17 protein-coding genes are annotated in these 19,757 nt (G+C 60.2%); 7 read left to right on the top strand and 10 right to left on the bottom strand.

Annotation, left to right across the window (positions count from 1 at the left end):
• Nucleotides 1-243: 243 nt before the first annotated feature.
• The 3 genes from AC3WOG_RS03805 to AC3WOG_RS03795 all read right to left on the bottom strand — a co-directional run bounded on the left by AC3WOG_RS03805 (nucleotide 244) and on the right by AC3WOG_RS03795 (nucleotide 3,433).
• The gene (locus AC3WOG_RS03805; protein WP_492576743.1) at nucleotides 244-1,017 is read right to left on the bottom strand and encodes an ABC transporter substrate-binding protein; all 774 of its coding nucleotides are present in this window, start codon (nucleotides 1,015-1,017) and stop codon (nucleotides 244-246) included.
• Between the two features lie 87 nt (nucleotides 1,018-1,104).
• The gene (locus AC3WOG_RS03800) at nucleotides 1,105-2,208 is read right to left on the bottom strand and encodes a DUF2817 domain-containing protein (RefSeq protein ID WP_492576742.1); all 1,104 of its coding nucleotides are present in this window, start codon (nucleotides 2,206-2,208) and stop codon (nucleotides 1,105-1,107) included.
• 157 nt (nucleotides 2,209-2,365) lie between these two features.
• Nucleotides 2,366-3,433, bottom strand: coding sequence for an aromatic ring-hydroxylating dioxygenase subunit alpha (locus AC3WOG_RS03795; protein ID WP_492576741.1), 1,068 nt, complete (start codon nucleotides 3,431-3,433; stop codon nucleotides 2,366-2,368).
• A gap of 153 nt (nucleotides 3,434-3,586) precedes the next feature.
• Here AC3WOG_RS03795 and AC3WOG_RS03790 point away from each other — a divergent pair, with 153 nt between their 5' ends.
• Complete coding sequence (locus AC3WOG_RS03790; RefSeq protein ID WP_492576740.1) at nucleotides 3,587-4,531, top strand: LysR substrate-binding domain-containing protein; 945 nt, start codon at nucleotides 3,587-3,589, stop codon at nucleotides 4,529-4,531.
• 279 nt (nucleotides 4,532-4,810) lie between these two features.
• On the opposite strand, the gene AC3WOG_RS03785 is transcribed toward AC3WOG_RS03790, so the two are convergent.
• Nucleotides 4,811-5,650, bottom strand: a complete 840-nt coding sequence (locus tag AC3WOG_RS03785; protein WP_492576739.1) for a class II glutamine amidotransferase — start codon at nucleotides 5,648-5,650, stop codon at nucleotides 4,811-4,813.
• Between the two features lie 313 nt (nucleotides 5,651-5,963).
• On the opposite strand from AC3WOG_RS03785, the gene AC3WOG_RS03780 reads away from it, so the two are divergent.
• The 6 genes from AC3WOG_RS03780 (at nucleotide 5,964) to AC3WOG_RS03755 (ending at nucleotide 12,732) form a co-directional block, all read left to right on the top strand.
• Nucleotides 5,964-7,064: a porin gene (locus AC3WOG_RS03780; RefSeq protein ID WP_492576738.1), complete on the top strand. Its 1,101-nt coding sequence runs from the start codon at nucleotides 5,964-5,966 to the stop codon at nucleotides 7,062-7,064.
• Nucleotides 7,065-7,144: 80 nt separating this feature from the next.
• Nucleotides 7,145-8,722, top strand: a complete 1,578-nt coding sequence (locus AC3WOG_RS03775) for an ABC transporter substrate-binding protein (protein WP_492576737.1) — start codon at nucleotides 7,145-7,147, stop codon at nucleotides 8,720-8,722.
• A gap of 105 nt (nucleotides 8,723-8,827) precedes the next feature.
• Nucleotides 8,828-9,838, top strand: a complete 1,011-nt coding sequence (locus AC3WOG_RS03770; protein WP_492576736.1) for an ABC transporter permease — start codon at nucleotides 8,828-8,830, stop codon at nucleotides 9,836-9,838.
• A complete protein-coding gene (locus AC3WOG_RS03765) occupies nucleotides 9,838-10,764 on the top strand; it encodes an ABC transporter permease subunit (protein ID WP_492576735.1) in 927 nt (308 codons plus the stop codon). The genes AC3WOG_RS03770 and AC3WOG_RS03765 overlap by 1 nt, the downstream gene beginning before the upstream one ends.
• Nucleotides 10,761-11,756 (top strand): ABC transporter ATP-binding protein, encoded by a 996-nt coding sequence (locus AC3WOG_RS03760; protein WP_492576734.1) that lies wholly within the window; start codon nucleotides 10,761-10,763, stop codon nucleotides 11,754-11,756. Before AC3WOG_RS03765 ends, AC3WOG_RS03760 begins: the two co-directional genes overlap by 4 nt.
• The gene (locus AC3WOG_RS03755) at nucleotides 11,740-12,732 is read left to right on the top strand and encodes a dipeptide ABC transporter ATP-binding protein (protein WP_492576733.1); all 993 of its coding nucleotides are present in this window, start codon (nucleotides 11,740-11,742) and stop codon (nucleotides 12,730-12,732) included. Before AC3WOG_RS03760 ends, AC3WOG_RS03755 begins: the two co-directional genes overlap by 17 nt.
• A gap of 260 nt (nucleotides 12,733-12,992) precedes the next feature.
• Here AC3WOG_RS03755 and AC3WOG_RS03750 read toward each other — a convergent pair whose 3' ends face one another.
• From AC3WOG_RS03750 to AC3WOG_RS03725, 6 genes are all read right to left on the bottom strand, one after another.
• The gene (locus tag AC3WOG_RS03750) at nucleotides 12,993-14,051 is read right to left on the bottom strand and encodes an NHL repeat-containing protein (RefSeq protein ID WP_492576732.1); all 1,059 of its coding nucleotides are present in this window, start codon (nucleotides 14,049-14,051) and stop codon (nucleotides 12,993-12,995) included.
• A gap of 939 nt (nucleotides 14,052-14,990) precedes the next feature.
• Entirely contained in the window at nucleotides 14,991-16,037 is a 1,047-nt protein-coding gene (locus AC3WOG_RS03745; protein WP_492576731.1) for an NHL repeat-containing protein, read from the bottom strand.
• Nucleotides 16,038-16,872: 835 nt separating this feature from the next.
• Nucleotides 16,873-17,394: a prolyl-tRNA synthetase associated domain-containing protein gene (locus AC3WOG_RS03740; protein WP_492576730.1), complete on the bottom strand. Its 522-nt coding sequence runs from the start codon at nucleotides 17,392-17,394 to the stop codon at nucleotides 16,873-16,875.
• Nucleotides 17,384-18,184, bottom strand: a complete 801-nt coding sequence (locus AC3WOG_RS03735) for an amino acid ABC transporter ATP-binding protein (RefSeq protein WP_492576729.1) — start codon at nucleotides 18,182-18,184, stop codon at nucleotides 17,384-17,386. The genes AC3WOG_RS03740 and AC3WOG_RS03735 overlap by 11 nt, the downstream gene beginning before the upstream one ends.
• Before the next feature lie 43 nt (nucleotides 18,185-18,227).
• A complete protein-coding gene (locus AC3WOG_RS03730; protein ID WP_492576728.1) occupies nucleotides 18,228-19,016 on the bottom strand; it encodes an amino acid ABC transporter permease in 789 nt (262 codons plus the stop codon).
• Nucleotides 19,013-19,753: an amino acid ABC transporter permease gene (locus tag AC3WOG_RS03725; RefSeq protein ID WP_492576727.1), complete on the bottom strand. Its 741-nt coding sequence runs from the start codon at nucleotides 19,751-19,753 to the stop codon at nucleotides 19,013-19,015. Before AC3WOG_RS03725 ends, AC3WOG_RS03730 begins: the two co-directional genes overlap by 4 nt.
• Nucleotides 19,754-19,757 lie beyond the last annotated feature (4 nt).

Genomic DNA, 19,757 nt, shown 5'->3' with positions numbered 1-19,757 from the left:
TCGCTCGCGAGCGACACATCCTTTGGCTAACGCGAATTTTCGTGGGTAGAAGCGTTCGCGTTGCATTGTCGATCGCCCCGTGCGAGTCCGGGCATCGTCTGGCACTGCAAGTAGAGTAGCGCGACATCAGGACCATTGAGGTGTTTCAAACCCTCTCCACGATCCCATTCTCGGAGACGCATGGAAACTGTGCGCCCCTCGCGCACTCCTGCATTCTGGATGCAGGAGCATAAATGCTTGCGATCAACTTCCGTGAATATCGATGTCGAAGTACTTCTGCTCAATGCGCTGGTACGTGCCGTCTTTCAGCATCGAATCAATTGCCTGATCGACCTTCTGGCGTAGTGCAAAGTCTTCCTTGCGAAAGCCAATGCCCGCCCCTTTGCCGAGTGTTTTCGGATCGCTAACATCTTGACCGGCAAAGCCGTAACCGCTGCCCTGCGGTGTCTTTAGAAAGCCGTTGATGCCTGCAAGAGCATCCGTGAACGTCGCATCGATGCGACCGGAGCGCAGATCCGGATATACCTGTTCCTGATTCGCGTACGACACCACGTTGATGCCCGCCATCGCCCAGTTCGCCTTCGCGTACGCTTCCTGTGTCGAACCTTGAGCGACGCCAACGGCCTTGCCCCGCAACGACTGAACGGTAGGTTGCAAACCGGAGCCATCCTTAGCGATCAGGCGGCTCGGCGTGTTAAAAAGGGGCTGGGAGAATGCAACCTGCTCTTCGCGCTTCGGCGTAATCGACATCGCCGACAGGATTGCGTCGAATTTTCTGCCTTGCAGAGCAGGAATGATGCCGTCGAAGCCTGTTTCAACCCATACGCAATGCATCTGCAAGCGCCTACAGATTTCGTTGCCCAAGTCGATCTCAAAACCGGCGAGTTGCCCAGAAGGCGATTTCGACTCAAACGGTGCGTAGGTCGGGTCGACGCCAAAGCGTAACTCCGTCATATCCTTTGCCTGTGTGGCCAGCGCGGCAATTGCCAGCACGGCACCCAGAATGATGCGTTTCATATGCGTTCCCGTTCGTGTGTTACGCCGCGGACGTTTGCCGCCGGTGCGTGGGGAGAAAGAACCGTGTCGTACGAAAGTCTTCGCAGACTACATCTTCGTCAGTGCGTCGAGTGCCCGCTGCCAGATCTGCCGCGTGCGCAGCGCGATCAAGGCGCGCCAGTCGGCATCAGCGGGATAGTAGTGTTCTAGCAGCGCGGCCTTGATCCGCCGCCCCGTCGCGTCGAAAGGATCGCCGTGCAGATGCAGCCAGTGGTCGTCGCGCAGCAATGTGTGTCCGCGCGCGCCGTCGTATGTGCCGCATTCGATCACGAGTGGTATCAGATCCACGTCGGTAAGCTGATCGATCAGTGCCTGCGAGGCATAACCGGTCGCCGTCGCTGCGACGCCGCTGTCGGACGACGCGTCCGCCGCAGTGAGAATCCTGTACAGCCAGGGCCCATACAGCGATTGCGCGGTGTCGTGCGCGGACACCTTGCGCTCGGCAATTGCCATCAGCATCGGATGTCCGTACGCGCCCGCGCCAGTGTGCAGATCGAAGGCGATGGCAGTGCGAGCACCTGCGACAAATGCCTTCATGATCTGACGCACCGTGCGGTTCGTCCACGTCTGCTGTGTGCCGCCAAAGAAGACGCCGTCCGGATGCTGATACTGTCCCGCTTCGATGATATTGCGCACGCGTGCTTCCCCGAGATTGCGCATATGCATGGCGAGTTGCTCATCCGCGCGCTGACGCTCCGGTCCGTCGAGATCGCGGCATAGATAGATCTCGTGCAGCGTTTCGTATGCAGTATTCGCCGGTGGTGCGTGAGTAAAGTCGATGTAGTTGCGGTTTACGTCAGCGTTGTCTTCATTCACCCGACGCAGCCACGCCGTGCCCCACGGGTTGACGAGGTGCACGAGCACGACACAGGTATCTGCTGGTAAGGCGTGGTCCCGCAGATTATCGAGTAACGCGATCTGACTGTCGGAGCCGTAATAACCCTCTACGCCGTGGGTTCCCGACAGCAGCACGAGGCGCTTTTGCGCGCCGGCGGGGCCGACGATCGCGACGTCCGTGGAAAGCGCCTCGCCGCGTGGTCCGTGCATCGGGTGAGGATAGACGACGTGAGTCGCCTTGACGCCCGCAGCGGCCTCGAGAAAGCGCTCGCGCTGATTGGCGAAACTCGAAGTGTCGAAAATAGTGGCGCTCATTATCGCTCCTGTATCGTGTCAGACCTGTTGATGTGGCGCTGCACACAACCCAGCGCTTGTCACACGAAGTGCCACCGCTCCAGAAACCCACGTGCAACGAAGCAGCGCTTCGCCCACGCGAAGGCGTGTCGAGTGGTCCATCGCATCACCTCGCCGGTTAATTCGTTGTCGGGGTCGACACGCGCACGAACGGCGCCTGTTCCAACGCTGCATACTCGGCATCAATTAGCCGCTGCACACCGCGACGGAACCTGAGTGGTCCAGCGTCGATTCCAAGGTCGAGATTCGGCGTGCGCCGGTTTGACATGCCTTCATGCACGGCTTCAAGGATGACGCGGTCCTCGTCGAATGCGTGGCGCACGTCCTCGTTGAATTGTCGCGACACCGCTTCGTCTTGCTGATCGAAATTGCGCATCTGAAACCAGAAGTAGCGCGTATGCGATTCGTCGATCGGCGTCATGAAATTGTATGAATTCATCAGGAACACGTGGTCGTGCTGCGAGCCGTCGTCGGCACCCGTACCCGCCGGCGTGAAGACTGCCTTGATGATCGCGTGTGAGGGAAACCGAACCTCATAGTGCTGCTTGCGGTCGCAGCGTCCCGAGAATTTGACGAACTTCGCATAAAACGGTGCGACATCGACATCGCGCATCCAGCGCGAGACGGTCACGCCGACATCGCTTGCAACGGTTTTCAAGGGCTCGGCTTCACACGCGGCGTTGCCGAACGAGCCCGGATGCACCCACGCGACGTGCGACGGATCGAGCAGGTTGTCCGTCACGTAGAGATAGTTGCAGGCTACCGTCATCGCGTCACCTTCGTTCAAGCCCCATGCCGGATCGCCCCATTCGGGAACATCGAAAATCTGGGTTGTGTCGGCGGCTTTGGCCTCGCCCATCCAGATCCAGACGAGACCATAACGCTCTTCGATGGGATAGCTGCGTACCTGCGCCGCCCGTGGAATGCGAGCCAGGGCCGGCGCGCGTACGCATGCACCGGCGCAGTCGAAGGTCAGGCCGTGATATCCGCATTCGATTCGATCGCCAAGCAATCGACCCATCGACAACGGTAGCTTGCGATGCGGACACGCGTCTTCGAGCGCGACCACGGCCCCATCCGGCGTGCGAAATAGCACGACCCGTTCGCCGAGCAGTTTCAACGGCATGAGGCGCGGCTGGACTTCGGCGCTGCGCGCCGCGACGTACCACGCGTTTCTGACGAACATCGCTGATTCCTCTGTTTTCATTGCCATCGGCCCTGCGCGCTACCCCACGCAGCCTTTGCATCGACTGTAGAAAGTCAAAATAGAAAAGAACAGCAGTTCGAAAGTACGATTTACTTTAGAATTTCTAAACCGTCTTTATCGATCAAACTCGATATGAACACGCTTGCACCGCTTCGCGCGATCCAGATTTTCGAAACACTTGGCCGTTGCGACGGCCTTGTCGAGACTGCGCGCAGACTCGATATCTCTCCTGGTGCGGTCAGTCAGCAAATCAAGCTGCTCGAAAATGCGCTCGGCGTGAAGCTCGTTACTAAAGAAGGGAAACGGATGCGCTTGACCGCGATGGGCCGCCGATATCATGAGAGTTGCCTCGCGGCGTTCGAAACTTTGCGCATCGCGCAGGACGACATCGAGCGCTCAAAAAACGTGCGCAGCCTCAACATCAGCGCCTTGCCCTCGCTGCTATCGAAGTGGCTTGCGCCGCGCATCAATGCCTGGCAAAAGGAGCATCCAGACATCAGCGTCTATATGGATGGCTCGCATGCGGAGCCGTCGCCGGATGTCTGCGAGATGGACTTTCGAATCAGCTACGGCGATCGTATCGACGATGCAGGCACCTCCATCGAACTGTTCCGCGATAGCGTCGTGCCTGTATGCAGCCCGCGGATCCTGCCGCGCAAGGGCAAAGTTGCGCTTAAGCCTGCTGATCTCGCCGCGTTTGAGTTGATCGCGGTTGACTGGCTGCCAAAGTTCGCTTCGCCGCCGTCGTGGCGCGACTGGTTCGCCGCGAACGGTGTCGAGACATCCACACTGCACGAGCCGCATCAGGTGCATTCCCTGTCGAGTGTCGCGATTCAGGCTGCGATCGACGGCCATGGTTTCGTGCTCGCCCAGTGCTCGATGGTCGCAGACGATCTGACGGCGGGAAGGCTCTCGATGCCCGTTGTTTCGACCATTCCGTTGCCGTGGCCGTACCTTCTTACCTGGAGCGAAAGTACGTTCGATCGTCCGCAGTGCCGCGCCTTCCATCGCTGGTTGCTCGCGAGGGCAAGGGAACAGCAGCGCAATATCGATCTGTTAGCACTTCGCACGTTATAGGCGTTATGAACCTGAAACGTAACGCTGAGAGGAAACCTGTCAATTCAAGGAGCCTCAAGATTCCGCCAAAGCTAATCACGGTGTTGATGATGGAGCATGCCTGCTGCCACCGGCTGTTGGCGATCTATGTGCGGGTGGCGAACCGTCAAATTGGCAGGACCTGGTCCGACGGCGACCGGCTCAGGTCGACCCACTGCAGCCAGTCAATCCGCTGTGACATCATCGGCAGCTTTCAAGGTGCAACGGCCATTCGTCCCATCAAGACAATCGGCCAGCAAGTCACCTGGCGCACGATACCTCGGATGGCGCATATCGCGAGGTAGCAAGTATCTGCGGTGGTACTGGGACGTGTGCGCGTCTGACCAGGGAGCCTCCGCGAAACATGAGCAGATCGCCCGGCTGGCACGTGGTCCATGCTTCATCGGTGAGTGGTGTCGTCGCGATTACTGCCGTGCAGTCTTCCGAGGTCGCATAAGCAGAGAAGTCGACCGACAAATCGGCATCGACGAGTCTCGCGCTTGAGAACGGCCAGTGACGCATCACGTAGGCGAGCCGCGTGGAGCAGTAGGCAAACTGCGACTGTCCGTTCGACAGCAGGAAGTTGAAAATTCCATGCTGATTCAGGTTGCGAGTCATGTCCTCTACTACGTCGAACAGTTCGTCCGGTGTGGTATCCCGATCGATGCCACGCTCGTGGATCACATTCATGATCGTGCAAAAGGCCGATTCACTATCGGTTGTTCCCACCGGCGCGTAGGGACCCGGCACCCACCAGTTTCGCTCCTGCAGATCACCGTTATGCGCGAACACCCATTGCTGTCCGTTGTGTTCACGCATGAACGGATGGCAATTCTCAGCGCTGGCGCCGCCCTGCGTGGCCTTCCGGATGTGCGCGATGACATTGCGCGATTTGATCGGATAACGCTTCACGAACTCCGCCATGGGGGATCGGCAAGCGGGTTTGTCGTCGATGAATAACCGGCATGCCCGCTCTTCATAAAACGCGATTCCCCATCCGTCCACGTGGTGATCGGTCAGACCGCCTCGAGCCGCAAATCCCGTGAAGGAAAAGGTCACATCGGTCGGTTCAGCGCAACTAAGAGCAAGAAGCTGGCACATAAGTAAGGTATGTAATCGGGGGTAAGAATTAACCGCTTTGTTCGATGCATCAAGTGGATGCTACCTTTCTTAATGACCGGCCAATATAGAACGTTATTTCAAATTGATCGATATGAACGAAGCGTTTTAGTTTTTTCTTCTACCCGCCCCGCGATACAGTGATTCCGTTCCCCGACGAACGGGAATGCAGCTCCGAACCCGGTGTGCAGCGCATTGCGGCATCACACTGGTTCCGGTCTGGCTTCTATGGGATCCAACATTAAAAACACCGCACATGAAATCAAGATTCTTATTCGGGTTTGGAGCTTTGGGAATGACTGCGATGCTGGCAACATCGGCGGCGCGAGCGGACAACAGCGTGACGCTCTATGGGCGGATGGACAACGGGGTGAGCTATATAACGAACACGGGAGGGCAACACGAATACAAGATGGACAGCGGCGTCGTGTTCAGCAACTACTGGGGGCTGCGCGGTGTGGAAGACCTCGGTGGGGGCTCGCAGGCGATATTCGACCTTCGCTCCGGTTTTCGTGTTACCGATGGCAGCTCGAAGCCCAGCAGCGGCTACATGTTCGGCAAAACCGCACTGGTGGGATTGAGCAACTGGCTCGGCACGTTGACGCTCGGCAGGCAATACGACTTCATCAACGACTACACGTCCCGCTATAACATCAGTCAGGACGGCGACGGCTACGCGATTCACCTCGGCGACCTCGACCGCATGAGCGGCGACACGATGATCAATGCGGTCAAGTTCGCGAGCAAGAGTTTCAACGGCCTGAGCGCGGGCGCGATGTACTCGTTCAGCAATACGGCCGGCAGCTTTCACACCGGTTCCGCGTGGAGTGCCGGCGTGCTTTACGCGGCGGGCGCGTTCAGTGCGGCAGCGGCTTATTCGCAGCTGAATAGCACGACGATCGATCCGTACGATGCGCTCGGCCTGTCGTCTTTCCTTGGCACCACGACCGCCAGGCTCAGCAGTTCGACCGGCCAGCGCACGTCGCTGTATTCGAGCACCGGACTGACGGTGAGCCACCTCGATACGGGCGGGATCGGCGCGAGCTACCGCTTCGACAAGCTCACGATCAAGGCCAATACGACCCTGACCAAGGTCACGTCAGCCAATGGCAGTGTGTCGTCTTTGATGCACGTGTACGAAACCGGCGGCGCGTATGAGTTCTCGCCTGCGTTGGTGCTCCGCTCGGGCTACCAGTACACGACCTTCGAACATCATCACTGGAACGAACTGTCGATCGGTCTCTACGAGAGTCTGTCGAAGAGTACGCGGATCTACACGTCGGCGGGCTACCTCCGCGCCTCGAGCGGCGTGAATGCGGTGATCGGCTATGCGTTCACCCCGTCGAGCACGCAGACGCAAGCCAACTTGCGCGTCGGTATCACCCACAACTTCTGAACTTCTGATCGAACCTGTGCCGGGCCTCGGCCGCCGACACGCGTGTCGCGGCCGAGGTCAAATCAAACGAGAAACATCCAATGAAATTGCGATTCTCCGCTATTGCGTTGCTCATGGTTTTACCGCTTGCGAGCGCCTTTGCGAAGCCGCTGGTCGTGTGCACCGAAGCCAGCCCGGAAGGATTCGATCCGGTACGTTACAGCACGCTGACCATCACGAATGCGTCTGCTGACGTCATTTTCAACGGGCTCGTCACGTACGACGATGCGACCGGTACCGTGCAGCCGGCGCTCGCGCAGAGTTGGGACGTCAGTCAGTCCGGCACGGTCTACACGTTCCATCTGCGTCCCAAGGTCCATTTCCAGACGACCGATTACTTCAAGCCGACCCGGACGTTCGACGCCGACGACGTGATCGCCACGTTCGACCGAATGCTGAATCCAGACAACGCATGGCGCAAGGCGTTGCCGACGGTGGTGATGCCGAACGTGCAGTCGATGCAGATCACGAAGCTGATCAAGTCAGTCGACAAGGTCGATCCGCTGACGGTGCGCATCGTCCTCAACCATCCTGACGCCACCTTCCTGCCGATCCTGACGATGAGTTTCGCGTCGATCTATTCGAGCGAATATCTTGCGCAACTGCTGAAGACCAACGCGATTGCAGACCTGAACGCCAAACCGGTATCGACGGGCCCGTTCGTCCTGAAGAGCTATCGCCCGGACGCGACGATCCGCTACACGGTGAACCCGGACTACTGGGGACCGAAGCCCAAGGTCGATGGACTGATCTACGCGATCACGCCCGATCCGACCGTGCGCGCACAACGGGTCAAGGCAGGCGAATGCGATATCGCGCTCGCACCGAAGCCGGACGACGTCGCGTCGGCGCGCAAGGACCCGTCGCTGAAAGTGCTCGACGTGCCGGGCTTCATGACGGCGTTCGTCGCGCTCAATACGCAGCGTCACGGCCTCGATAATCCGGCGGTGCGCCGCGCGATCAATCTGGCCTTCGATCGCGATACGTACGTGAAGACATTGTTCGGCACCAGTGCGGTCCCGGCGACGAATCCGTATCCCAGCGGCACGGAGGCGAAGACCGGCTATGCGTACGATCCCGCGCTCGCGAAAAAGCTGCTGGCCCAGGCGGGCATGGCGAATGGACTGAGCCTGACGATCTGGACCCGCTCGACTGGCAGCACGCTCAATCCGAATCCGAAGGTGGGCGCCGAACTGCTTCAGGCCGACCTCACCAAGGTAGGCATCGACGCGCGGATCAAGACGCTGGAGTGGGGCGAGCTGCTTCATGAAATCAAGCAGGGGCAATACGACCTGCTGTTCATGGGGTGGGCCGGCGACAACGGCGATCCGGACAACTTCCTGTCGCCGCTGTTCTCGTGCGACGCAGTGAAGGGCGGCACCAATTTCCAGCGTTATTGCGATGCGTCGCTGGATGCGTCGATCTCGAGCGGCAAGGCGACCAGTACCGCGTCGGTTCGCGCGCAGGACTACGACCGCGCCGTGAAGATCGCGCACGATCAGGCGCTCTGGATTCCGCTTGCGCATCCGTTGGTGGCCGCGATCACGCGTCCGAATGTCGATGGCTATCACGTCAGTCCGTTCGGCCGCGTGAACTTCGAGGCCGTGTCGATCCGGTAACCGCGTCCGGAAAACCTTCCCGTATCGCTCTTTCACCGGATGACGGTCGTGCAGTTGCACGACCGTCAGTGGAGACTTGCGCGCGTTTTTCGCTGGAGACCGTCTGTGCTGAAATTCCTTGTCACCCGCCTGCTCGGACTGGTGCCGACGCTGCTGGGCGTCACGTTGCTGGCTTTCGTGCTGATTCACCTGCTTCCCGGCGATCCGGTCGATGTGATGATGGGCGAGCATGTCGCCGATCCCGCCGCGCACGCGGCCGCCCTGCATCAGCTCGGACTCGACGAGCCGTTGCCGACGCAATATCTCCGTTATCTCCAGCGCCTGCTGCATGCCGACCTCGGACATTCGTTCAAGTCGGGCGATAGCGTGATCCATGATTTCGGCGTGCGCTTTCCCGCGACGCTCGAACTGTCGGTCTGCGCGATCGCGTTCGCGCTTGCGGTCGGGCTGGTTGCCGGAATTGCCGCGGCGCTCAGGCGCGGCTCGTGGCTCGACCACGCGGTCATGAGCACGGCGCTGACCGGCTATTCGATGCCGATCTTCTGGTGGGGACTCGTTCTCATCATGCTGTTTTCGGTGAAGCTCGGATGGACGCCGGTGTCGGGGCGAATCGGCCTGGAGGTCGACCTGACGCCGGTCACGAATCTCATGCTGGTCGATTCCGTACTGTCGCGCGATCCGGCGACCATCGGATCGGTCTTGCGTCACCTGATCCTGCCCACCGTCGTACTCGGCACGATTCCCCTTGCGGTCGTTGCGCGGATGACACGTTCGTCGATTCTCGAAGTGCTGCGCGAGGACTATATCCGCACCGCGAAAGCCAAAGGCCTGACGCCCGCGCGCGTGATCGTCGTGCACGTGCTGCGTAACGCATTGATTCCGGTTGTCACCGTCGTCGGCATGCAGGTCGGCGGCCTGCTCGGCGGCGCGGTGCTGACGGAAACCCTGTTCTCGTGGCCAGGCATCGGCAAATGGCTGGTCGATGCCGTGAGCGCGCGCGATTACCCGGTGATACAGGGCGGCATCCTGCTCGGCGCGGTGCTGGTCGTCGCCGTCAATCTGTTGGTCGATGTTGCGTCCCGCCTGATCAATCCTCGTCTCGTCAATTCACGATAATGTCCGATACCACCGTCATCGCCTTGCGCCCGGGCAAGCGAGCCCACTTCGCCGGCGGCCGCGCGCTGCTCGAACTGTGGCGGCTCTACTCGCGCAATCGCGCTGCGACAGCGGCGCTCGCCTTACTCGCCATGCTGGCGCTGCTCGCGCTGTGCGCGCCGTGGATCGCACCGCACAACCCCGTCGAACAGTTCAGGGATCACATCAAGATTCCGCCCGCGTGGTCGGACGGCGGCAGTCTGCAATTTCTGCTCGGCACCGACGAGGCAGGACGCGACATCCTCTCGCGCCTGATTTTCGGTGCGCGCATCAGCCTGGGGATCGGCCTTGCGTCGGTGACGCTCTCGCTGTTGCCGAGCATCGCGCTCGGTCTGTTCGCGGCGTATTACCCACGATGGATCGACGCACCGCTGATGCGAATGATGGACGTGCTGCAAGCGCTGCCGTCGCTGCTGCTGGCGATCGCCGTGGTCGCGGTGCTCGGACCCGGCCTTCAGAACACGGTGCTCGCGATCTCCGTCATCTGCCTGCCCGGTTATGTCCGGCTCGTGCGCATTGCCGCGCTGGCGGAAGCGCAAAAAGAGTATGTCATCGCGGCGCGCGTCAGCGGCGAGGGCGCGTTGCGCATCATGTTTTCGCAGATCCTGCCGAACTGCGCCGCGCCACTGATCGTTCACGCGACGCTCGGCTTTTCTGCTGCGATCCTCGACGCCGCCGCGCTCGGCTTTCTCGGCATCGGCGTGCAGCCGCCGCAGGCCGAATGGGGCAGCATGCTCGCGTCCGCACGCGACTATATCGACAGCGCGTGGTGGATCGTAACGATGCCCGGCTTATCGATTCTGATTACGGTGCTGTCCGTCAACCTGTTCGGCGATGGTTTGCGCGACGCGCTCGACCCGAAGCTCAAACCGGTGACACGCGCATGACCGACCTCTTGAGAATCAGGAATCTCGCGGTCCGGTTCGGCGACAGCCAGGCGGTCAATCACGTCGATTTCGATATCGCGGGTGGCGAGGTGGTGGCCGTGGTCGGAGAATCCGGCTCTGGCAAGAGCATCACGATGATGGCCGCGATGGGCCTGATCGACGCGCCCGGTGTCGTCACCGCTGACGAGATCACCGTAGGCGGCGTCGATCTTCTGCACGCGAAGCCGGCGATGCGGCGCAAGATCGTCGGCAAGGAGATCGCAATGATCTTCCAGGACGCGCTGACGAGCCTCAATCCGAGCCTCACGATCGGCTATCAGATCCGTGAAATCCTGGTCCAGCACACCGATCTGCGCGGCGCCGCGCTGGACGCACGGATTCTCGAACTGCTGGATCAGGTACGCATCGCCGACGCGAAGAAACGTCGCGACGCCTATCCGCACGAACTGTCGGGCGGCATGAATCAGCGCGCGATGATCGCAATGGCGATCGCATGCAAGCCCAGGCTGCTGATCGCCGACGAACCCACCACCGCGCTCGACGTCACGGTGCAGGCGCAGGTGATGCGCCTGCTCGAAGAATTGCAGCGCGAGTACCGGATGGGACTGGTGCTGATTTCACACGATCTCGCTGTCGTCGCGGAAATCGCGCATCGCGTCGCGGTTATGTACGCGGGCGAGGTGATCGAAACCGGGCCGGTGCCCCGCACCTTCGAGATGCCGCGCCATCCGTACACGCGCGCGCTGCTCGGCGCGATTCCCGAGCGCGCGCGCGACGGACGGATGACGGCGCTGCCGGGCAACATGCCGTTACGGCGAGGGCCGTCGGACGGCTGCCTGTTCGCGCCGCGATGCGTGGCGGCAACCGATGCGTGCCGCATCGCCCATCCGGAGTTGATGCGTATCGACGCAGCTACCGAGGTCCGGTGCGTGCTCGGTATGCCGGCCGGAATGTCCAGACAAATCGAGGAACAGAATGCAGCAGCACGCTAATGGAAAAGCCGTGGTGATGGTGGCGGATCGTCTCACCCGGCACTATCGCGTTCGTCGCGGGATGGTCAGCGCCAGCGTCGTCAAGGCATTGAACGGCGTGTCGTTCATGCTCGAACGCGGCAAGACGCTGGCGGTCGTGGGGGAATCCGGCTGCGGGAAATCGACGCTTGCACGCCAGCTTACGATGATAGAGCCGCCCACGTCGGGCAGTTTGCAGATCGGTGGTCACGATGTCGGTCTCGCCGACAGAAACACCCGGCGTCAGCTCCGCCAGCGTGTGCAACTGGTATTCCAGAATCCGCTTGCATCCCTGAATCCGCGCAAGACGATCGGCCAGACCTTGACGGCGGCGATGTCGGCCAGCGGGATTTCCAGCGCAAGCGAACGTGCCACCCGGCTCGCGCAGATCATGAGCCAGGTAGGGCTGCACATGGATTGCGTCGGTCTTTATCCGCACATGCTCTCAGGTGGGCAGCGGCAGCGCGTTGCCATTGGCCGCGCACTCGTCGCCGAACCCGATATCATCGTGGCGGACGAGCCGGTCTCTGCACTCGATGTTTCGATACAGGCGCAGATATTGAACCTCTTCATGGATTTGCAGCAGCAAGTGGGCGTCAGTTATGTCTTCGTCTCCCACAATCTGACCGTGGTCGAACATATCGCCGACCAGGTTATGGTCATGTATCTCGGTAGCATCGTCGAGTTCGGTGACAAGTCGCGTATCTTCTCTGCGCCCCGCCATCCTTATACCCGGACACTGCTGGCAGCGACGCCCAAACTCGAACCGGCGGCCCGTCGCCAGAAAATCGAGTTGCAGGGTGAACTACCGTCTCCGATCAACCCGCCTTCGGGATGCGCATTTCACACTCGCTGCCCTCATGCAACACAGGAATGCGCTGAATCGATACCTGAGTTGCGCAAATATGACGCGAGACTCGTGGCGTGCCATCGCGTCGGGGAAACCGGCATGAATTAAGCACCGGATAACTGCGCTCTCGCGATCTGTCTGGCGGTGGGTGCTCGGTTGGTTAAGGTCCGCTATTCGTGCGCAGCGGACGCTTGAGTGTCCGACTGGGCTCGCTGATGAATGGCTGGAGATGGCCGGACCCAGCCGAACGCTCATTTCGATCCGATCGCCGGCCGCCGTTTTACGCGAGCGGCATGGATCGACCCATAACTGCCGGTCAATCTCCTCCTAGGCGACCGTTCGACGCTAGAGGTAAAAGTCTGACCAGATTATTTTCTACCGGCTTCTTCAGTTTTCATCGAACATTCGTTTTCATCCTGTTGCTCGCCTCGCCCCGACCGGAAGGCGATCCCTCCGGAGTTGGCTGGACCGGGCGTGGAGTCCTCGATGACTTGAGACGGCGCCACATTGCCCTTTGCTCCCGGCGCGAACGCGAGAATGCGAAGGTTCGGCTCGGCAACGAAGAGCCGTCCATCCGGCGAGACGGCGATCCTGTTACCCGGCGGCGGCAAGCGTTGGCCGATGATTCCCGTGGCTGGACCGCTGATTGTCCGTATCGGTCGCACGTTGCCATTCGCCTTGGCGGCGAAAATGCACACCTGGGTCTGGCTCGCATCCGCAGTCGTGTTGTAGACGAATAATTCGTCCGTACGAGGATCGACAGCGATCGACGTGGCGATCTGTGAGAAAAAAACATTGCGGCCCGGAAACAGGTCGGTTTTAGGACCTGTGAGGCTGCGCAGAAGCGGTGGCGCGGTCACGCTTCGGCTCGTGCCGAACGTGTCGATGATCGCCGTTCCCTGTATGTCATAACCCGCGATCAGCAGATTGTCGTCGCCGTCGATCGCGATGCTCTGGTATTGGGTGATATTCGGATCGGTAATGCGGACCGGATTGGGTATCGGCCCGGAGCTATTGGCGGGAACGACCATCACGCCCGCAGTCGAGGGACGAACGCTCAGGACGAAGTCGTTGAGGCGAGAGTCCACCGCGATGCCGGGCAGGTCATTTGTCATCCCCGGCATGAACGAGCGACCAGGCGCCTGATTGCCCTCCGCTTTCCGCGGAAAGATGTCGACGGTGTCATTGCCAAACTGCGCAACGTGAAAGGCGTCCTTCCTGTCGATCACCGTCGCCCCGGCCGTCATCAGGGTAGTGAGCGGCCCTTGCAGTACCTGGCAGGGTTCGGTCGCTCCGTTGGCGCGCGCGGAGTAACCGCGAATCTGATCACCGAGCGTGAGAAAGATGGCGTCGTGCGAGCAGGCGGCGTGCGCCAGCTGGACTCCGAAAAGCATGCTGACGACGGCGACACATAGCGCGGATTTCATGACACGCCTCCTGGGTCATACTGTGCGAATGCGCCGATTAAGCATAGACGCCGGCCGGAGGCCGAACAAACTTCCGCCAGTTGGGACCTGTGTTTTGGCGGGCGATGTGAAGCAACACCCACCGATATCGAGCGGTAGTGCGGCGTGCTAGCGTGTCAGGGCCACCCGTGTCGCATAGGCCAAACCGATTTGTCTCCGTCTTCCTGAGCCGCGCCCGCGAGTCGAAGGCCGGCAGTTGCGCCTTGAGAGTAGGATGCCGAATCCCATTTACCTTTTGTGAACCAGCGTATCCGTCCCCCCTTGCCGCCTGAATGGCCCTTTCCGCCGAGTCGCGATGTCGCTGGTCGCACCTTCGGCGATCTTGTCGCGCTTCAATATCGCGGCGCCGACGTGTGGCTCTGGAAGTGCCGGTGCGGCGGCCACGTGACTGTCGAGTTGGAGGCGGTAGAGGGCGGGCGAACGCGGGATTGCGGCTGCCGTGAGCAGCGTCGTGCGTGGCGGTCCCGACCGGGATCACCTGCGCTGCGGGGCGGTGAGGTGTTCGGCCAACTGACGACCGATCGGTACGCTGGCGATGGTTTGTGGGTTTGCCGGTGCGACTGCGGTGGTGAGGCGAAAGTGAGTGCCGGGCGCCTGCGACTAGGCCAAGCGCGTTCGTGCGGCCGCTGCTTCGCCGCTTCGACCGACTGAGCGGCACAGTCTGCTCGGTTTGGTCATGGCATGCGCGGCCTGTTTATCCGACGCTCCACACGGTGGTGGCGGCTCGGAAGTCTCTGATACGTTCCTTGGTAGCTGTCGGCGATGTCTTGGTATTAAACCCGGCATGTCAGCTCCATCTCGACCGGCCCAATACGACCCTGAGCAGACCTTCAGATTTACGGCCGTTCGACGCTAGAGGTCTAAGTTTGATCGGATTATTTGCCACCGGCTTCGTCCGTTTCATTGAGCATCGTCATTTCCACATTGAGCATCGTCGTTTCCATTATGTTGCCGGCCTCCTCTCGACCGGACTGCGATCCCGCCCTGGGTGACTGGACCGGGGGTGGAGTCATCGATGACCTGAGACGGCGCCACATTGCCCCTTGCCCCAGGCGCGAACGCGAGAATGCGCAGGTTCGGCTCGGCAACAAGGAGCCGCCCGTCCGAGGAGATGGCGATCTTGTTTCCCGGCAAGCCAGAGCCAGTGATTCCCGTCGCTGGACCGCTGATTGTCCGTACCGGCGGCACGTCGCCGTTCGCCTGGGCGGCGAAAACGCTCACCTGGATCTGCGTCAGGTCCGTGGTCTGGTTGTAGACGAATAACTCGTCCGTACGCGGATCGACAGCGATCGTCATGTTGTTCCTTGCAAAACCGGATCCCGGCAGCAGGCCGGTTTTGCTACCCGTGAGGCTGCGCAGAAGCGGCGGCGAGGTAATGTTCCGACTCGTGCCAAGCGTGTCGATGATTACCGCCCCCCGTATGTCATAACCCGCAATCAGCAGATTGTCGTCGCTGTCAATCGCAATGCTCACGTACTGGACGATACTCGGATCGGTAATGTGAATCGGATTGGTTACAGGCCCAGAACTGTTGGCGGGAGCGACCAACACCCCTGCCTCCGAGGGGCGAACGGTCAAGACGAAGTCGGTGAGGTGGGAATCCACCGCGATGCTGAGCAGGTCATTTGTCATCGTCAACATGAACGACCGGCTGGGTGCCTCATTGCCCTCGGCCTTCCGCGGAAAGATGTCGACGGTGCTGTTGGTAAGAAACTGCGCGACGTGAAAGGAGTCCTTCTTGTCGATCACCGTCGCTCCAGCGGTCATGAGGGTGGTGAGCGGCCCTTGCAGCACCTGGCAGGGCTCGGTCGCTCCGTTGGCGCGCAAGGAGTAACCGCGAATCTGATCACCCAGAACGAGGAAGACGGCGTCGTTGGGGCAGGCGGCGTGCGCCAGTTGGACCCCGAACAGCATGCTGACGACGGCGACACATAGCGCGGGTTTCATGACACGCCTCCTTGGTCATATTGTGCGAATGCGCCAATCAAGCATAGACCCCGGGCGGAGGCCGAACGGAGTTGCGCCAGTTGGAACCTGTGTTTTGGCGGGCGATGCGAGGGAACACCCATCGATATCGAACGGTAGTCCAGCGTGCTAACGTGTTATGCCCCTATGTCGCACACGAATGGCCGGCTTTTTAACACGTGATTAGCTCGTTCCTAGCCCAGCAACGAACGGTCGGAATGCTTGTCTGAGCGGCTCAACCTGGCAGAACGCAGCCGAGTCGCGAGCAGCTCAGTTCGACCCTCTCCTGCCGTTGGCCCCGAGCAATCCCGATGGCGGCTTCTGAGGTGGAGCAGCCATCGAGTTGGACGACAGCCGCCTAACATCGGCGATGGCCGATGACGTGTCGGCGAGGAACACGTGCGATTGATCGTTGCACTTCATCAAAAGACGTTCAACCAACTGAGCGTCTAACGGCCGAGGTGGGCCGTCGAGACGCGACACTGGGCCCGCGCCGTCGTCATCACTGGCGAGTACCGCTGCGAACCTCTGTATTGGTCGCATAGCTCAAGGAGAAGAGTCGAGTTGGCCTATGGGGCGTCGAACGCATATTAGTCACGCCAGCGGCGAGCCTGATCCTCGTGCGGCTAGGCCGCCCGATCATGTTGCTGAGTCCGACGTGCCGCGCGACCGAAGACACGCTTACTAAAATCGCGCTTACAAGCAAACAGCAGTCGTGTCCGGGTGGCACGGTCGCCCAACGGAGCATCCAGCCTCCTGTACCCCAACTGGCGACTCTGCGTCAAACCGCCACCTTGCAACCGGCCGCATGCTTGCCTCAAATCGCTCCAACCGCGACATACGTCGGCTCGCATCCTATTGCGCTCAAGAAGCCATCCCAACCGTCGCGAGCCAGGGCAATGGTTGACGTGTTCACGAGCGGATGAAATAGCAGCCGGGACATTTCGCGCAGACTCTCGTCGATCACGAGTTCCACCGCCCTTTCCTTATCATTGATCAGAGCGAGCGGCGACAACGCACCCGGCACGACGCCCAAACGGTCGCGCAGGACATCCGCTGAGCACAACGAAAGCCGCCCACACCCTAGCCTGCGTCCTAGCGATGCCGCATCGACTTGGTGATCCGCTTGCGCGACAACCAACAGTAAACGCCGCCTCTTCTTGTCCTGCATCAGGAGGTTCTTACAGCGCGCCCCCTCGATGCCAAGGCCTAGCCGAGCCGACTCCTGCATCGAAGTCACGACGGCATGAGGTGTTTCCTCGTAAGCAATCGCGTTCTTATCGAGATACGCTAGCAACTCGTGCCTGCCTGCAAGCTGTTTTTGTTCGCTATAGGACATGGCTTAGAAACTCCCGCGTTCGCGGATCCCGGGGAGCATCGAAGAATTCCTTCGGTGATCCGGATTCCACGATCAGCCCTTTATCCGTGAAAAATACCTGATGCGCAACCTCGCGCGCGAAGCGCATCTCGTGTGTCACCAGGATGCTGGTCATGCCCTCCGACACGAGGTCCCTTATCGTGTTCAACACTTCCTTCACTGTCTCAGGGTCGAGTGCTGCAGTCACTTCGTCGAAGAGCATGACGCCGGGGCGCATCGCCAACGAGCGCGCGATGGCAACACGCTGCTGCTGCCCTCCTGACAACTGCCCGGGAAAAGACTTCTCTTTGCCGGACAAACGGACCTTGGTAAGCAGTTCAACCGCGCGCGCTTCGACTTCTTCTTTCGACTGACGCAACACGTTGATCGGCGCAAGCATCACGTTTTCCAGCACTGTCATATGGGGGAAAAGGTTGTATTGCTGAAACACCATCGACACGTCCTTGCGCAACGCGATGCGATCCTTGTCGTTGCGCAGGGTGTGAACCGCATGGCCCGCCGCATAGACTTCACCATCGTCGATGTCGACGAGGCCGTTGATACAGCGCAAGAGCGTCGATTTGCCCGATCCGGATGGACCGATCAAAGCCGCCGCGGTCCCCTTTTCCACTTCGAGGGACACGCCGCGCAACACTTGATGCGTCCCAAAGGCCTTCTTTACATCGCGCACCGACACGATGGGCTCTGCCGCCGACGCTAAAGGCGGACGTGCGCTCGATGGCGCCAGTTCAATTCGTTGAGTGGCCGTCATATGTCTCTCCACATTCTTCCTGTATTCGTTGGCGCTCGTCGGCTTATCGATAGCGCCGCTCAAGCTGCTTCGTGAGCATCGCAATCGGGGCGCAGTAAGCAAAGAAAAGCACGAGAATGAGACCGTATACGGGCATCATCAGCGCGGGATTGGCGAGCGCCGACAGCACTGAGCTCGCGATGCTGACGCTCTCGTCGACACCTACTATCGAGACCAGCGGCGTCGACATCATCAAGATTGCGTATGTGTTCATCCAAGGCGCGGCCATGCGCTTGACCGCTTGCGGCAAGATGCAGAGCTTGAGCGTTTGCCCGCGCGTGAGGCCGAGCGCGGCCGCGGCCTCCCATTGCGCGGTAGGCAAAGACTGAATACCGCCGCGAACCACTTCGGACACGTTGCCCATTACCGGAAAGGAAAGCCCCACGATGCCCTTGACCCAGGCAGGAAACGGCACCGACAAACCCAGCACGTTGATCTGATACGGCATCAGGTAAATGCAGAAGAACAAGATGACGAGCCATGGCGCGTTGCGGAAGAATTGGGTAATCCACCGGCTCGCCACCCGCACGCCTCTATGGTGCGATATCTGGCCAATGCCGGCAGCCGTGCCCAAAACCGTTCCAATCGCCATCGCTACAAAGCTGATCAATACGTCGAACGCAAAACCTTTGAGAAGAACGGGAAGCCATGGAATCAATGTCGTCCAGTGGGCACCGTCCGCGCCGGCGGCAGTAGTTTGCGCGCTCGCCACCGCCGGGCAAGCCAGAGCGAGCAAGGCGGCAGCGCCAAGCAACAACGACGGCGACGACCAAATGGAATGACGCGTACTCATTGTTTCCCCCAGCCCGGTACGGCAATCGACTTTTCCAACCTATTCATCAGCATCACGAAGAGACCGATGACGCCCAGATAGAACACCAGCAAAACGATCATCATCTCGAGTGTGTTCAGGTCTTGAGCCCAGATCTGCGACGACACATACAGCAGCTCCGGTACCGCGATGGCGTATGCGTTGGTTGTTGTCTTGATCAGATTGATCAAGTTATTGCTCAACGCCGGCAAGCTGATTCGCAGCGCTAGCGGCATCACGACTTTGCGAAAGGTTTGCAGATGGCTCATTCCGAGTGAGGACGCAGCCTCCAACATCGAATGCGGTACTGCCTCGATTCCGGAGCGGAAGATTTCGACGTTGAATGCTCCCGCAAACAGGATCAGCGAGACAACGGCCCATCCGATATTCCCGAGCAGCGGCGTGGGAGCGCCGGCCAGATGAGTCAGAAAGGGACTCAGTGCGAAGTAAAAGAAGTACAGCTGCACGAGCGGTGGCGTGTTCCGGAATATCCACACGTAGGCGTGCGCGCACAGGCGCAGCCCTCGTGAATGCGAGCGCTGGAAAAACGCACCAATCGCGCCCAACACGACGCTCCCCGCGATCGATGCGGCCGATAGCACGAACGTCATCGCGATGCCACGCACGAAGGTATGCCATTCGAATGCGTCGTAGAACACCGAGAAGTTGACGCCGTAGTGCGCGTTCAACCACTGAAATAATCCAGCGGCATTGATCATCTAT

This window comes from Paraburkholderia sp. FW306-02-B (genome assembly GCF_058782725.1).
Note: the sequence above shows the minus strand (reverse complement) of the source record. Positions and strands in the feature narration are given on the sequence as shown.

Excerpts from the sequence above, each read along its gene's own strand:
- AC3WOG_RS03745 (WP_492576731.1), bottom strand. The coding sequence starts at position 16,037 with ATGAAACCCGCGCTATGTGTCGCCGTCGTCAGCATGCTGTTCGGGGTC.
- AC3WOG_RS03765 (WP_492576735.1), top strand. The coding sequence starts at position 9,838 with ATGTCCGATACCACCGTCATCGCCTTGCGCCCGGGCAAGCGAGCCCAC.
- AC3WOG_RS03775 (WP_492576737.1), top strand. The coding sequence starts at position 7,145 with ATGAAATTGCGATTCTCCGCTATTGCGTTGCTCATGGTTTTACCGCTT.
- AC3WOG_RS03805 (WP_492576743.1), bottom strand. The coding sequence starts at position 1,017 with ATGAAACGCATCATTCTGGGTGCCGTGCTGGCAATTGCCGCGCTGGCC.
- AC3WOG_RS03780 (WP_492576738.1), top strand. The coding sequence starts at position 5,964 with ATGACTGCGATGCTGGCAACATCGGCGGCGCGAGCGGACAACAGCGTG.
- AC3WOG_RS03795 (WP_492576741.1), bottom strand. The coding sequence starts at position 3,433 with ATGTTCGTCAGAAACGCGTGGTACGTCGCGGCGCGCAGCGCCGAAGTC.
- AC3WOG_RS03730 (WP_492576728.1), bottom strand. The coding sequence starts at position 19,016 with ATGAGTACGCGTCATTCCATTTGGTCGTCGCCGTCGTTGTTGCTTGGC.
- AC3WOG_RS03735 (WP_492576729.1), bottom strand. The coding sequence starts at position 18,184 with ATGACGGCCACTCAACGAATTGAACTGGCGCCATCGAGCGCACGTCCG.
- AC3WOG_RS03740 (WP_492576730.1), bottom strand. The coding sequence starts at position 17,394 with ATGTCCTATAGCGAACAAAAACAGCTTGCAGGCAGGCACGAGTTGCTA.
- AC3WOG_RS03790 (WP_492576740.1), top strand. The coding sequence starts at position 3,587 with ATGAACACGCTTGCACCGCTTCGCGCGATCCAGATTTTCGAAACACTT.
- AC3WOG_RS03755 (WP_492576733.1), top strand. The coding sequence starts at position 11,740 with ATGCAGCAGCACGCTAATGGAAAAGCCGTGGTGATGGTGGCGGATCGT.
- AC3WOG_RS03800 (WP_492576742.1), bottom strand. The coding sequence starts at position 2,208 with ATGAGCGCCACTATTTTCGACACTTCGAGTTTCGCCAATCAGCGCGAG.
- AC3WOG_RS03760 (WP_492576734.1), top strand. The coding sequence starts at position 10,761 with ATGACCGACCTCTTGAGAATCAGGAATCTCGCGGTCCGGTTCGGCGAC.
- AC3WOG_RS03725 (WP_492576727.1), bottom strand. The coding sequence starts at position 19,753 with ATGATCAATGCCGCTGGATTATTTCAGTGGTTGAACGCGCACTACGGC.
- AC3WOG_RS03750 (WP_492576732.1), bottom strand. The coding sequence starts at position 14,051 with ATGAAATCCGCGCTATGTGTCGCCGTCGTCAGCATGCTTTTCGGAGTC.
- AC3WOG_RS03785 (WP_492576739.1), bottom strand. The coding sequence starts at position 5,650 with ATGTGCCAGCTTCTTGCTCTTAGTTGCGCTGAACCGACCGATGTGACC.